Source organism: Microbacterium testaceum, from assembly GCF_001476655.1.
Classification (GTDB): Bacteria; Actinomycetota; Actinomycetes; order Actinomycetales; family Microbacteriaceae; genus Microbacterium; species Microbacterium testaceum_C.
Map to the genome: position 1 here is coordinate 1 of NZ_LDRT01000106.1, position 14135 is coordinate 14135.

The window sequence follows — 14135 nt, forward strand, 5'->3', positions numbered from 1 at the left end:
GTTCGAGAAGTCGTACGACAGGACGGGGCTCGGCGTCGCGGCGAAGGCGGGGGCGGCGCTCAGGGTGAGCGATCCCGTCGTCAGGGTCGCGGCGACCAGGAGCGCCAGGGGGCGGTGCAATCGCAAGATCGTCTTCTTCCTAGAGGGAGGGCCGAGGTGCGCGGCCGAGGGAGGGAACAAATGCCGGCCGCAGCGAGCGCGTCGATCGCGGGTGCCGCGAGCGGGAGGCGGAGCGTGGTGTGCCGAGCGCGGGGGCGCCGCGGACGCGCCGTCGTCGAGGGGTGGGCGGCTCGTTCCGGCGGGGAATCGGTCGAGCGCGAAGTCGCTGTGCGTCGTCATCGACGCCCCTTTCCGGTTCGTCGTCGAACCTCAGCGTCCCGGGTGGTGACCAGGAGTGCGAACGGTGGCACCCCCAAGATAGCCAAACGTGTTCGCGCTAACAAGTCCCGGACGGCATCCGTTTCCGGCGACGACAGAGGGGGTCCGGAACGCCCTGTGGCATCCCGAACCCCCTGTCGAGGCGTCGACTCAGGCGAGCAGCGGGACCGCGCCCACGAGCACGCCGACGGCGAGCATGACGAGCGAGACGATCGTCGCGCGCCACAGCACCTTCTTGTGGTGGTCGCCGAGGTTGACGCCGGCGAGCGAGACGAGCAGCAGGATCGCGGGGACGAGCGGGCTCTGCAGGTGCACCGGTTGACCGGTGATCGACGCACGCGCCATCTCGACCGGGGAGATGCCGTAGTTCGCGGCGCTCTCGGCGAGCACGGGGAGGATGCCGAAATAGAACGCGTCGTTCGACATGAAGAACGTGAACGGGATCGACAGCACGCCGGTGATGACGGCGAGGAACGGGCCCATCGACGAGGGGATCACCTCGGTGATCCACGCGGCCATCGCGGTGACCATGCCGGTGCCGTTGAGGACGCCGACCAGCACGCCGGCGGCCAGCACCATCGACACGACCCCGACGATGCTCGGGGCGTGCGCGACGATCTCGTCGGCCTGGCCGCGCAGCTTCGGGAAGTTCACGATCAGGGCGAGGGCGGCGCCGACCATGAACACGAACGCGAGCGGGAAGATGTCCATCACCAGCAGCACCATCACCGCGACGGTCAGCACCAGGTTGAACCAGATGAGCTTCGGTCGAAGGGTCGCGCGGTTGGGGTCGAGCATGGTGTCGGCCATCGCGGTGTCGGCGACATCGACCAGCTGCGGGGCGGAGATGGCGTCGCGACCGCCGCGCACCGTCACGATGTTGCCCGTGCGCAGCGAGGCCGCGGCACCGGGCTTCGGCTCCGCGCCCCGCACCAGCGAGGGCCCGCCCAGGCGCCCGAAGCCGCCGGGGGTGTCGAGCTTCGAGGTGTCGACGACGCCCGCGAGGCGCTTGCGCTCGGCGAGACCCAGGAACCAGGCGAAGGCGAGCGAGACGACGAGCCCCGCGGCGAGCGAGGGGATCATCGGCACGAACACGTCGGTCGGCTGCAGGCCGAGCGCCGTGGCGGCGCGGACGGTCGGACCGCCCCACGGCACGATGTTGAGCGTGCCGTTCATCAGGCCCGCGACGCAGGTGAGCACGACGGGGCTCATGCCCAGGCGCAGGTACAGCGGCAGCATCGCGGAGGTCGTGATGATGAAGGTCGTCGAGCCGTCGCCGTCGAGCGAGACGGCGCCCGCGAGGATCGCCGTGCCGAGCACGATCTTCGCCGGGTCGTCGCCCAGGAATCGGGTGATCACGCGGATGAGGGGGTCGAACAGGCCGACGTCGATCATGATGCCGAAGTACATGATCGCGAAGAGCAGCAGCGCGGCGGTCGGGGCCATCTTGCTGATCGCGTCGATCACCATGTCGCCGAGGCCGAAGCCCGCCCCGGCGATGAGGCCGAAGATCGTCGGGACGACGATGAGGGCGACCATCGGGGTCAGGCGCCGCGTCATGATCAGCGCCATGAACGACAGGACCATGAGGAAGCCGAGGGCGACGAGCACGCCGTCGGCGGGCGTGTAGGCCACCGCGTACTCGTCGGCTTCGGCCGCAAGGATCAGGGGGGTCATCGCGACTCCTTCGTCGGGACGGGCGCGTCTCTCGCGCTCTCGATGCGGTGACACTACGGACGCCGCGGCCCCGGGCGCGTGCTTGCTCGCATTGCGGGGCGTTATGCGCGTACCGTGTGTTCTGCGCATTTCGCGCACGAGGTCGTGCCGGCTCGGAGGGAGGTGCGCATGCGTTTCGCCACGCGGATGCTCCTGATCCAGGTCGCCACCCAGATCGTGGTCGTCGTGGTGTGCACCGCCGTGTTCGCGTGGCTGGGCGTTCAGCAGCTGAAGGCCGAGGCCGACTCGTCGGCGTTGAACATCGCGCGCTCGGTCGCCGAGGCCCCCGAGGTCCGCGATCTCGTCGCCGCCTATTCCGCCGGCCCCGGGACGCCGGATGCCACGGGCCTGCGCGACGGTCTGCTCCAGCGGTACGCGGTCGATGTCACCAGCCGGACACGGGGCCTGTTCGTCGTGATCACCGACGATCACGGCATCCGTCTCGCCCATCCCGATCCCGAACGCCTCGGGCAGGTCGTCAGCACGAGCTACGCCGACGCGCTCGCGGGCCGCGAGGTCGTCACGTGGGAGACCGGAACGCTCGGGGAATCGGCGCGCGCGAAGGTGCCCGTCTACGCACCCGACGGCGGCGCTCCGGTCGGCGAGGTGAGTGTCGGCTTCGAGCGGGCGAGCGTCTTCGACGACCTGCCCGCCCTCGTCGCCGGGATCGCCGTGGCCGTGGTGCTCGCCGTCGCGATCGGTGCGGCGGTCGCGCTCTTCATGCGCCGTCGCCTCGAGCGGCTCACCCTCGGCGTCCAGCCGGAGGAGCTCGTCGCACTCGTGCAGACCCAGGCCGCCGTGCTCGAGGGAGCCGACGAGGGCGTCCTCGCCGTCGATGAGGCGGGGGTCGTCCGCGTGTGCACGACCACCGCGGAGCGTCTCCTCGGGATCACGGATGCCGTCGGCCGCCCCCTCGCCGACCTCGACCTCCCGCCGGCGGTCGCGACGGCCCTCGCCGGGGCCGGGGCGAGCACGGGGCTGCCCGTCGAGGGCCGTGTCGTGTTCATCGACGTGCGTCCGGTGCGCCGCGGCGCTCGCGCGCTGGGTCGCGTGGCGGTGCTGCGCGACCGGACCGACGTCGCCGCTCTCTCGGGGCGGCTCGACAGCGTCCGGGCGATGGGCGACGCCCTGCGGGTCCAGCGGCACGAGAACGCCAATCGCCTCCACGCGGCCGTCGGGCTGCTCGACGCCGGGCGCACCGCCGAAGCCCGTGCGTTCCTCGCCGATCTCGTCGACCGCGGGTCGGTGGACTGGGCCGTGCCCGGCATCGACCTCGTGGGCGATGCGATGCTGCAGTCCTTCCTCGGCGCGAAGGCGCTCGCCGCGCGCGAGCGCGGAGTGATCCTCCGCGTCTCCGACGACACGTATCTCCGGGGCACCGTCGACGACGTGGAAGACGTCGTGGCCGTGCTGGGCAACCTCGTCGACAATGCCGTGACCGCCACGGCATCCGGCCCCGAACCCCGCGAGGTCGAGGTCGCGGTGCTCGGTGACGGCGATGCGATCGTGCTCACCGTGGCCGATACCGGCGGGGGCATCTCCGACGTCGAGGCCGCTTTCGCCCCGCGCGAGCGCGACGACGATCCGGCGGCGGTGCACGGTCTCGGCATCGGGCTGCCGCTCTCGCGCGAGTTCGCGCGGCGCCGCGGGGGAGATGTCTGGGTCGTCGACCCGGGCGGGGACGGTCACGGGGCCGTCGTCGCCGCGCGTCTGCCCGGAGTCCTGCGAGGAGAGAACGAATGACCGACATCCGCGTCCTCGTCGTCGACGACGACTTCCGTGTGGCGGGGCTGCACCGTGACGCCGTCGCCGCGCGCCCCGGCTTCGTGGCGCTCGAACCCGCGCGCACGGTGGGAGAGGCGCGCGTCGCGCTCGCCGCGCACCGACCCGATCTCCTTCTCGCCGACGTCTATCTGCCCGACGGCGACGGTGTGGAACTGGTCCGCTCGGCCGGGATCGACGCGTTCGTCCTGTCGGCGGCGACGGATGCCGAGACTGTCCGTCGCGCGTTCACCGCCGGTGCTCTCGCGTACCTGGTGAAGCCGTTCGACACTCGCGTGCTGGCGGAGCGTCTCGACCGGTACGCCCGCTACCGCAACCTCCTCTCGAGCGCCCGGCCGCTCTCGCAGGATGACATCGACCGCGCGGCATCCGTCCTGCGCGGAGAACGCGAGGGTCCCTCGCTCGCGCGCTCGGCGACCGAGCAGACGGTGCTCGCGGCGCTCGGCGGAGACGAGGCGTCCGCCTCGGAGGTGGCCGAACGCATCGGCGTCTCACGGGCGACGGCGCAGCGCCACTTGACGGCACTCGCCGAACGCGGTCTGGTGCAGGTCAGCCTGCGCTACGGCTCGACCGGCCGCCCCGAGCACCGCTTCCGCGCCGGTGCGTGACCCGCGGTAGGGCCGTCACGGGGGTGGCGGGAGGTGGCCGAGCTCGTCGAAGCCACCGGGGTGAGACGGTCCCGGTTCCTTCGACATGCTCAGGGTCTCGGAGCGTCTCACGCCTCCAGCACCACCCATCCGCGCGGTCCGAGCTCCACACACCCGTTCGCCGGCATCCCGTCGCCGGCGACCACCGCTCGCCCGTCCGCGACCGGCAGCGACACCGGCTCGTCGCCGATGTTCAGCGCGACCACGACCGCGTCGTCGCCGATCGCTGTCCGCAGCGCGAGAGCGGTGTTCGCGACCTCGATCACGTCGGTGTGGGCTCGCCAGAGCCACGGCTTCCGGCGGCGGAGCGCGACGAGCGCGCGGTGCGCGTCGAGGATCCGCTCGTCCCCGTGCGCCTCCTCCGGGAGAGCGGGGAATGCCGGCCGTACCGCGTCGTCGCCGCCGACGCGCTCTTCTTTGACGCCCGTCCACCCGAACTCGTCGCCCGCGTACACCGACGGCGTCCCGGCGACCGTGAACAGTACCGAGAGCGCGTGCGGCACGAGGTCGGGACCCACGGCCGAGGCGATCCGCGTCACGTCGTGATTGCCGACGAACGTCTGCGGCACGAAGGTCCTCAGCATCTCGTCGTGCCTCTCGATCGCGTGGCTCAGCTCGAAGAGGTTGCGGTCGGCGATGCCGTGCCAGACGCCCTGCCACAGCTCGTACTGCGTGAGCGCGTCGATCGTCGACTCCCGCACGATCTCCGCCGCGTCGCCGTGGATCACCTCGCCGAGGAACCACGACTCGGGGAATCGCTCGCGCACGCGGGGGAGCACCTCCGCCCAGAACGACGACGGCACCGCGTAGGCGGCATCCAGGCGCCACCCGTCGATACCGCGCTCGAGCCAGTGGCACATGACCTCGACGACGAGGTCGACGACCGCGGGGGAGGAGTGGTCGAGTGCGACGAGCGCGTCGTGTCCCTCGAACACCTCGGCGTCGAACCGTCCGTCGACCCAGCGCCCCCGGAACAGGCTCGGCCCGTTCTCGTCGAGGTCGCGGAAGGCCGCGTGCCCGCGCCCCACATGGTTGAACACGCCGTCGAGCAGGATCCGGATGCCGCGCTCCCGCGCCGCAGCGACGAGCCGGGCGAAATCCTCCTCGTCGCCGAGACGCGGGTCGATGCGGAAATGGTCGACGGTGTCGTAGCCGTGGGTCTCGGACGCGAAGACCGGCCCCAGCAGCAGACCGTTCAGGCCCAGCTCGATGACGTGATCGAGCCACGGCTCGAGGCGGTCCAGTCGGTGCGCGGGCGCGGCATCCGGGCCCTCGTTCTCGCGGATCGGTGCACCGACGAAGCCGAGGGGGTAGACGTGCCACCAGATCACGTGTTCGGGCCAGGAGGGCATGGGGTGACCGTACCTCGTCACGCGCGCGGGCCTGCCGGGGTTGCGCGGGGCGGGCGAAGTCGCAGGGAGCGATCGCTGCCGATGAAACTCCGTCGCCGGCGAGTGCGTCGGCGTTCCGGGTTGTGGACTACTGGACCGAACCCATCCGCGCCCACAGCGCCGCCGCCTGCGTGCGGCTCTCGACGCCGAGCTTGGTCAGCACGCGTCCCACGTGCGTTTTCACCGTCGGGAGCGAGAGAAACAGCTGCGCCGAGATCTCGGCGTTCGACGCCCCTCGGGCCACGGCCTCGGCGACCTCCCGCTCGCGGGGCGTCAGTGACGCGAGAGCCTCGCGCTCGGCCGCGGTCGGCAGGCGGGTGTGGTCGGCGGCGAGTCGCATGACCTGGTCGAGCACCCCCGGGGCGAGAACCGAGCGACCGGATGCCGCCGCCCGCACGGCCGCGACGAGTTCGGCGGGCGGGGCGTCCTTGAGCAGGAACCCCCGCGCCCCCGCACGCAGTGCCCGAACGACGTCCTCGTCGGCGTCGAACGTCGTCAGCACGATGATCGCGCGGGATGAATCGGTGGCCACCTCGCGCGCGGTCGCGGTGAGTCCGTCACAGCGTGGCATCCGGATGTCCATCAGGACCACGTCGGGCCGATGCCGCGCGATGACCGCTTCCGCCTCGAGACCGTCCGAGGCCTCACCGATCACGCGGATCCCGCGGTCGGTTCCGAGGACGAGGCGCAGGCCCGCGCGAACCTGCGGGTCGTCGTCGACGACGACCACCGAGATCTCCTCTCCGGCACTCATGCGACGCTCCACGGCAGGACCACGTGCACGCGGTGCTCGGCGGGCCCCGCGGTGACGACGGCCGTTCCGCCCACCGTTCCCGCGCGCTCCTCGATGCCCACCAGTCCGAAACCGCGCGACCCCGACGGCGCGTCCGACACGGGATTGGCGACGTCGATCTCGAGGCGCTCCGCGGCGACCCCGGTGAGGCGCAACGTGACGGGCGCACCGGGCGCGTGGCGGCGCGCGTTCGTCAAGCACTCCTGAACGATCCGGTAGGCGTGTCGCCCGATCGCGGGAGCGAGCGTCGTGAGGTCGACCTCGATGCGCGCGTCGACGTCGTCCTCCGCGGCGAGCAGGTCGTCGAGGTCGGCGAGCGTGGGCTGCGGACTGTCGGGGTCCACGGCATCCGGGTCGCGAACGACGGCGAGGATGCCCCGCAACTCGCCGAGCGCGCCGCGGGCGTTCTCGTGCACGGTCTCGACGGCCGCCGCCCGCTCGAGGTCGTCCAGGTCATCGCGATAGCGCAGGGCGCTCGCGTGCATCGCGGTGAGCGACAGCCGGTGCGCGAGCACGTCATGCATCTCCCGCGCGATGCGGGTGCGCTCGTGGTCCCGCGCGGCGGCTTCGCGCAGGCGCTGCTCCTTCTCGGCGAGGACCGCTCGCTCGCGCAGAGACACGACCAGGGCGCGTCGCGCACCGACCGAGACGCCGACGGCGACGGTGGCCGCGAGCACGACGACGAGGATCGCGAGGATGAGAGCGATCTCGCCGATCTGTGCGGGCCGGTCGAGCAGGTCGAAGCCGGTCAGCCCGATCGCGGCGATCGCGGCGATCCAGACCGACACCGCGGCCGCGATCTCGCCGGGGCGACGGCGGGTGGCGAGCGATGCCAGCGCGAGGAGGGCGGCGGGCGCCGCGAGAGACGACACGGCGCCGCCGAGGGCCAGCACCACCGCAACGACGAGAGGCGCGCGGCGGCGGAAGGGCACGACGACGAGAGCCGCCACGCCCACCGCGAGGTCGAGGGCGACGAGACCGCCGAAGCGGGGCGAGCCGGCGTCCGCGCCGAGGTCGACGCTGAAGCCGACGTTGATGACGAAGAAGAGCACGCCCGCGGTGGCGACCGCGGCGAGGCGCCAGGCCTCGCCCCGGAAAGTACCGCGGGGAGGGGGTGGGGAAGCTGTCATGTCGGCGAGCCTAGGGAGCTCGTCGGCTCGCCCGGATCGTCCGAAGGTCGCACGCTCACGCTCGCACCCGGTCCTCGGGCAGCGCGAACCTCTCGAGGTCGAGCGCGCGAGCGCGGGCCGTCTCGACCGCTGCCGAGACGGCCCCGATGGAGACGATGTCGGCGCCGAGCGTCGAGGCGACGATCCGCGGCGCCGGAAGATGCAGTGAATCGGGCAGGGCTTCGATCGCCGCGGCGATGATCGGTCCCGCCCCCGCGGCGATCGCCCCCGACACCACCACGCGTTCCACGTCGAAGAGGCTGCCGAAGGTCGCCGCCACCCCGGCGAGGGCCGGACCCACCTCGCGCGCCACGGCGAGGGCCCCGGAGTCGCCCGCGGCCGCGAGATCGAGCACCGTCTTGGCGTCGAGGGCGGCGGGATCGAGCTCTCGCAGCGCGCTCTCCGCCGGGAGGCTTCCGGATGCCAGCGCCGCCCGCGCCGCGGCGACGCACCGCGGGGCGAGGCCCCACGCGCTGCCGACGCCCTCTACCCGGTCGAAGGCCACGGTCTCGCCCGCCCCGCCATGCGCGCCGCGGAGGAGGTGACCGTCGACGCTGATCCCCGCCCCGAAGCGCTCTCCGGCGAGGAGGGCGACGAAGTCGTCGCAGCCCCTGGCGGCTCCGTGCGTCCGCTCGGCCACGGCGGCCAGGGTGGCGTCGTTCTCGACGCGCACGACGGGTGCCCACGCGGCGAAGGTGTCGACGAAGTCGGGGTTCATGCGCGCCCAGAAGCCGTCGTGGTGCACGGGGGAGCGCCCCGCACGGTCGACCGGTGCCGGCACGCCGACGCACAGCGCGACGATGTCCTGACGCGAGCGCCGCGCCCGCTTGAGGGTCGCGTCCACCGTCGCCTCGGCGGCGCGGCGGCGTCGCTCGGGGGAGTCGAGCTCGGGGTCGACGGTGAGCCGCGAGGTCGCGAGGGTCGAGCCGCGGAGGTCGGCGACCGTGGCCGTCAGGTGTCCCCGCCCGGCGTCGACTCCCACGACGGTGCCCGCGTCGGGCTGGAAGGCGAAGCGGCGTGCGGGGCGACCCTTCGAGTACTCGCCGACCGCGCGGGCGTTGGGCATCTCCGCGAGCAGTCCGCGGGCGGTGAGCTCGTCGACGACGTCGATCGCCGTCGAGCGCGTCAGCCCGACCGCCGCGATCACGTCGCTGGCGGTGAAGGCCTCCTCGTCCCAGACGCGGCTGAGCACCGCGTCGAGATTGTGACGGCGTAGCGACGGCGTCGTCGTCATGGCATCCATCGGCACTCTTGACCCCCCTGAGTTCTCCTGCAATACTGCCTGCACGACATTGATTTGGCGAGTAGATTTACTGCTCGTCGCAACATATTCGCAGAGCGGCGGAGGAGGATCCAGGTGTCGACGAAGAGCAGAGCGGGCCGACGATGGCTCGCGGCGACAGCGGTGGGGGTGCTCGGAGCGGCCATGCTGGCGGGCTGTTCCAGCGACGGACGCGAGACCATCCGCTTCACCTTCAGCAAGCGGGAGGCGCTCGCGTTCATGAACGACGTGGTCGCCGAGTACAACGCCTCGCAGGACAAGGTGCGCGTCGAGATGGACAGCTCCGGCGTCGACGTCGTCTCGGCAAGCTTCGTCCGCGGGAACCCGCCCGACATCATGCTCGCGAACTACAACTACGAGGTCGCGAGATTCGTCCAGCGCTGCGCCCTCACCGATCTGGCCGGCACCGAGGCCGCCGCGACCGTCCGCGACGACCTGCAGCCACTCATGAACCAGTACGGCTCGTGCGAGGGGCGCACGAGCGCGTTGCCGTACTCGGTCATGGCGGCGTCCGTCATCTACAACACGCAGATCTTCGAGCAGCTCGGTCTTCCGGTCCCCACCACCTGGGACGAGCTCCTCCGGGTGTCGGACGCCCTGAAGCAGAACGGAATCACACCGTTCTACGGCACGTTCAAAGACGACTGGACCGTCGCCCAGGGCTGGTACGACTACGCGGTCGGCGGCTCTGTGGACGTCGTCGACTTCTTCGACGCACTCGCGGCCGAGGGCGACCAGGTCGGACCCTCGTCGTCGGTGTCGTTCGAGAAGGACTTCACCGAGCCGATGAACCGCATGCTCCAGCTCGCGCAGAACTACACGAATCCGGATGCCGAGAGCCGGGCCTACGGCGACGGCAACCTCGCGTTCGCCCAGGGTGACGCGGCCATGTACCTGCAGGGTCCGTGGGCGCTGGGGGAGATCGCGAAGACCGCGCCCGACCTGCCCGTCGGCACGTTCCCCCTCCCCATGACCGACGATCCCGGCGACCTCGCGGTGCGCGTGAACATGGACCTCGCGGCGATGATCCCCGAGGCGTCCCGGCACCAGGATGCCGCCCGCGACTTCCTCGAGTACCTCTACCAGCCGCGCATCATCGAGGCCTACAACGAGTCCCAGCTCGGGTTCGCCCCGACGAAGGACGCTCCCGCGCCCAGCGATCCGCGCGTCGCGGGGATGATCCCGTACTACGAGGAGGGACGCATCTACCAGGGCGCCTCGGTCCTCGTGCCCAAGACCATCCCGACCTTCAACTACGCCCAGGCGATGATCTTCGGCGCCTCGCCCGAGAGCACCCTGCGCACCATGGACGAGGACTGGTCGCGGCTCGCCTTCCGCCAACCGCCCGCCTCGAGTACCGACGCCGCGGCGTCCGCACCCGGCGAGGAGGCCGCGCGATGAGTACCACCACCACGATCGTCACGGGTGGGAAGGCGACCGCGCGTCGCAGCACCCGCCGCGTCGAGCCGATCTACTACTTCTTCCTGCTGCCGACGCTCGTGCTGTTCACGCTCGCGATCACGGTGCCAGGGATCATCGGGATCTTCTTCAGCTTCACCGACTCGATCGGCCTGGGGGAGTGGCACTTCACGGGGCTGACCAACTACATCGCGATCTTCAGCGACCCCGCGATCCTGCAGAGCTACCTGTTCACCTTCGGGTTCTCGGTCGCGACGGTCATCGTCGTCAACGTCGCGGCTTTCCTTCTCGCGGTCGGCCTGACCGCGCAGATCCGCTTCAAGAAGGCTCTGCGCACGGTCTTCGTCATTCCGATGGTGATCTCCGGCATCATCATCGCCTACGTCTTCAACTTCCTCTTCAGCAACTCCGTCCCCGAGGCGGGGGCCGCCTTCGGCATCCCGTGGCTCGAGACGAGCCTGCTCGCCAACCCCGACCTCGCGTGGGTCGCGATCGTCATCGTCACCGCGTGGCAGGCGATCCCGGGCACGCTGCTCATCTACATCGCGGGGCTGTTGTCGGTGCCCGGCGACGTCTACGAGGCCGCCGGTCTCGACGGGGCCAGCAAGACGCAGCAGCTGCTGCGCATCACGTTGCCGCTCGTGGCCGGGTATGTCGTCATCAACGTCATTCTGGGTTTCAAGGGCTTCCTCAACGCCTACGACATCATCGTGGGCCTCACCGGCGGAGGTCCCGGCACCGCGACCCGCAGCGTCGCGATGTCGATCATCCTCGGCTTCAACGGCGGCGACTACGCCTACCAGATGGCGAACGCAGCGCTCTTCTTCCTCGTCGCCATCGTCATCTCGCTCCTCCAGCTCTCCCTCACCCGGGGAAGGAACACCCTGTCATGACCGCTCTCAACCAGCCCGCGCTCGCCTCCGAGCAGGCCGAACTGTCCCTCCCCGTAGTGCCGCGTCCGCGGTCCCGCTTCCGCCGCGTCGGGACGGAGCGCATCAACTGGTCGACGACGACCATCCTCGTGCTCTGCTCTCTCACCGTGCTGCTGCCGCTGTACGTGACGATCTCGATGGCGCTGAAGAGCGGAACGCAGGTCGTCGACGGCAACGCGTTCTCGTTCCCCTCGCCCATCAGCTTCGACGGGTTCGTCCAAGCGTGGACGCTCACGAAGTTCCCGGTGGGCTTGGCGATCTCGCTGCTTGTCACCGCCGGCACGGTCGTGGCGACGATCATCCTCGCGGCGTTCGCCTCCTACGCGATCGCCCGCAACTGGGATCGCAAACTGTTCCGCTATTCGTTCTTCTACCTGCTCGCGGCGATGTTCATCCCGTTCCCCGTCGTGGCTCTGCCGCAGATCCAGCTCACCGGTCGCGTCGGGCTCGACAACCCCGTCGGCGTGATCCTTCTCGCCACGATGTTCCAGCTGAGCTTCAGCGTGCTGCTGTTCACCGCGTTCCTGCGCTCGATCCCGCTCGAGCTCGAAGAGAGTGCCCGGATCGACGGCGCGACCACCTGGCAGACCTTCTGGCAGCTGATCTTCCCCCTGCTCGCCCCGATGAGCGCGACCGTCGGCATCTTCGCGTTCCTCTACGCCTGGAACGACTTCATGATGCCCTCGCTCATCATCAGCGACCCGGCCCTGCAGACGCTCCCCGTGCGGCAGAACCTCTTCCAGACGCAGTTCAGCAACAACTACAACGTGGCCTTCGCCTCGTACCTCATGGCCATGGCCCCCGCGATCGTCGCCTACCTGTTCACCCAGCGATGGGTGATGGCGGGCGTCACGCAGGGCGCCATCAAGGGCTGACAGATCACCCACCCGAAAGGACTCCCCGTGACCACCCCTGCCCCTTCCGTGCAGACCCGCGATCTCTCCGCCGCCCCCGACTGGTGGCGCCAGGCCGTGGTGTACCAGGTGTACCCCCGCAGCTTCGCCGACACCGACGGCGACGGCCTCGGCGACATCCGCGGGATCGCCTCACGCGTGCCGTACCTCGCCGAACTGGGCGTGGATGCCATCTGGCTCAGCCCCTTCTACCCCTCCGACCTCGCCGACGGAGGTTACGACGTCGCCGACTACCGCGACGTCGACCCGAAGCTCGGCACCCTGGCCGACATGGACGAGCTCATCGCGCAACTGCACGCCCACGGCATCCGGATCGTCGTCGACATCGTGCCGAATCACACCTCGGACAAGCACGCGTGGTTCCGGGAGGCCGTCGCCGCGGGGCGCGGCTCCGCGGCCCGCGAGCGGTACATCTTCCGCGAGGGCACCGGCGTCGACGGCGTCGAGCCGCCCACCGACTGGCTGTCGGTGTTCGGCGGCTCGGCCTGGGAGCGCGTCGATGACGGACAGTGGTACCTGCACAACTTCGACGTCTCGCAGCCCGACCTCAACTGGGACAACCGCGAGGTACGCGATGACTTCCTCACGACGCTGCGCTTCTGGAGCGACCGCGGGGTCGACGGCTTCCGCATCGACGTCGCGCACATGCTGACGAAGGACCTCAGCGAGCCGCTGCCCTCCCGCGCCGAGCTCGACGCCCTCCCGCAGGACGGCTCCCACCCGATGATCGACCGCGACGATGTGCACGAGGTCTACGCCGAGTGGCGCGCGGTCTTCAACTCGTACGACCCGCCGCGCACCGCCGTGGCCGAGGCATGGGTGCACCCCTCGCGCGTGCCGCTGTACGCGAGTGCCGAGAGCCTCGGCCAGGCCTTCAACTTCGACCTCCTCGAGGCCGACTTCGACCCCGCGCAGTTCCGCCGGATCGTCGCCGACAATCTCGCGCTGGCAGCCGAGTCGGGCTCGTCGACCACGTGGGTGCTGTCGAACCACGACGTCGTGCGCCACGCCACGCGGTACGGGCTCCCGGATGCCGAGCGCGGCGCCGACGGGCGCCCCACCCTCAAGCACGGCAACGAGTGGCTGCTCTCGGGCGGCCAGTCGCCCGCGCTCGACGCCGGGCGCGGCGAGCGACGCGCCCGTGCCGCGGCGACCTTCGTGCTCGGCCTCCCGGGCTCGGCGTACCTGTATCAGGGCGAGGAGCTGGGTCTGCACGAGGTCGCCGAGATCCCCGATGCCGAGCGCCAGGACCCGACGTTCTTCCGGAGCCCCGGCGTCGATCAGGGGCGGGACGGATGCCGTGTCCCTCTGCCCTGGGCGGAGGAGGGCACCTCGTTCGGCTTCGGTGCGAACGGCGCTCACCTGCCCCAGCCGGAATGGTTCGGCACGTACGCCGTCGACTTGCAGGACGGCGACCCGGCTTCGACGCTGTCGCTGTATCGCCGCGCACTCGACCTGCGGCACGCGCTGCAGACCGACGAGCAGCTGGAGTGGATCGAGACCGGCCGCGCCGATGTCGTGGCGTTCGAGCGCCCGAACGGGTGGACGGTCGTGACGAACTTCGGCGCGGTGCCCGCCGCGCTCCCCGCGGGTGAGGTGCTGCTGTCGAGCTCCCCGCTCGAGGGCGATGCCCTGCCCGGCGAGACCACGGTCTGGCTCCGCCGCGCCTGACTCGAGCGGCTCCGGCCCCGGCTCCGCGCCATGCCGGGGCC

At 70.9% G+C, this 14135-nt stretch carries 11 protein-coding genes; 6 read left to right on the forward strand and 5 right to left on the reverse strand.

The window, feature by feature from the left end; all coding sequences use genetic code 11:
- Nucleotides 1-528: 528 nt before the first annotated feature.
- Nucleotides 529-2055, reverse strand: coding sequence for a CitMHS family transporter (locus NS220_RS13930; RefSeq protein WP_058624635.1), 1527 nt, complete (start codon nt 2053-2055; stop codon nt 529-531).
- A 168-nt stretch (nt 2056-2223) separates the two neighbouring features.
- On the opposite strand from NS220_RS13930, the gene NS220_RS13935 reads away from it, so the two are divergent.
- Entirely contained in the window at nt 2224-3837 is a 1614-nt protein-coding gene (locus NS220_RS13935) for a sensor histidine kinase (protein WP_193755377.1), read from the forward strand.
- Nucleotides 3834-4484 (forward strand): response regulator, encoded by a 651-nt coding sequence (locus NS220_RS13940; RefSeq protein ID WP_058624636.1) that lies wholly within the window; start codon nt 3834-3836, stop codon nt 4482-4484. Before NS220_RS13935 ends, NS220_RS13940 begins: the two co-directional genes overlap by 4 nt.
- A 107-nt stretch (nt 4485-4591) precedes the next feature.
- On the opposite strand, the gene NS220_RS13945 is transcribed toward NS220_RS13940, so the two are convergent.
- From NS220_RS13945 to NS220_RS13960, 4 genes are all read right to left on the reverse strand, one after another.
- A complete protein-coding gene (locus tag NS220_RS13945; protein WP_058624637.1) occupies nt 4592-5875 on the reverse strand; it encodes an alpha-amylase family glycosyl hydrolase in 1284 nt (427 codons plus the stop codon).
- A gap of 127 nt (nt 5876-6002) precedes the next feature.
- A complete protein-coding gene (locus NS220_RS13950; RefSeq protein WP_058624644.1) occupies nt 6003-6668 on the reverse strand; it encodes a response regulator in 666 nt (221 codons plus the stop codon).
- Entirely contained in the window at nt 6665-7837 is a 1173-nt protein-coding gene (locus NS220_RS13955; RefSeq protein ID WP_081323188.1) for a sensor histidine kinase, read from the reverse strand. The genes NS220_RS13950 and NS220_RS13955 overlap by 4 nt, the downstream gene beginning before the upstream one ends.
- Before the next feature lie 55 nt (nt 7838-7892).
- Nucleotides 7893-9119: an ROK family protein gene (locus NS220_RS13960; protein WP_058624639.1), complete on the reverse strand. Its 1227-nt coding sequence runs from the start codon at nt 9117-9119 to the stop codon at nt 7893-7895.
- 114 nt (nt 9120-9233) lie between these two features.
- Here NS220_RS13960 and NS220_RS13965 point away from each other — a divergent pair, with 114 nt between their 5' ends.
- Genes NS220_RS13965 through NS220_RS13980 form a run of 4 tightly spaced genes read left to right on the forward strand, consistent with a single transcriptional unit; the run spans nt 9234 to nt 14094 of the window.
- A complete protein-coding gene (locus tag NS220_RS13965; protein ID WP_058624640.1) occupies nt 9234-10559 on the forward strand; it encodes an ABC transporter substrate-binding protein in 1326 nt (441 codons plus the stop codon).
- Nucleotides 10556-11470 carry a carbohydrate ABC transporter permease gene (locus NS220_RS13970; RefSeq protein ID WP_058624641.1) on the forward strand — a complete coding sequence of 305 codons (915 nt, stop codon included), beginning with the start codon at nt 10556-10558 and terminating at the stop codon, nt 11468-11470. The genes NS220_RS13965 and NS220_RS13970 overlap by 4 nt, the downstream gene beginning before the upstream one ends.
- Nucleotides 11467-12384: a carbohydrate ABC transporter permease gene (locus NS220_RS13975; RefSeq protein ID WP_081323189.1), complete on the forward strand. Its 918-nt coding sequence runs from the start codon at nt 11467-11469 to the stop codon at nt 12382-12384. The genes NS220_RS13970 and NS220_RS13975 overlap by 4 nt, the downstream gene beginning before the upstream one ends.
- 27 nt (nt 12385-12411) lie before the next feature.
- Entirely contained in the window at nt 12412-14094 is a 1683-nt protein-coding gene (locus NS220_RS13980; RefSeq protein WP_058624642.1) for a glycoside hydrolase family 13 protein, read from the forward strand.
- The last annotated feature ends 41 nt before the right edge of the window (nt 14095-14135 follow it).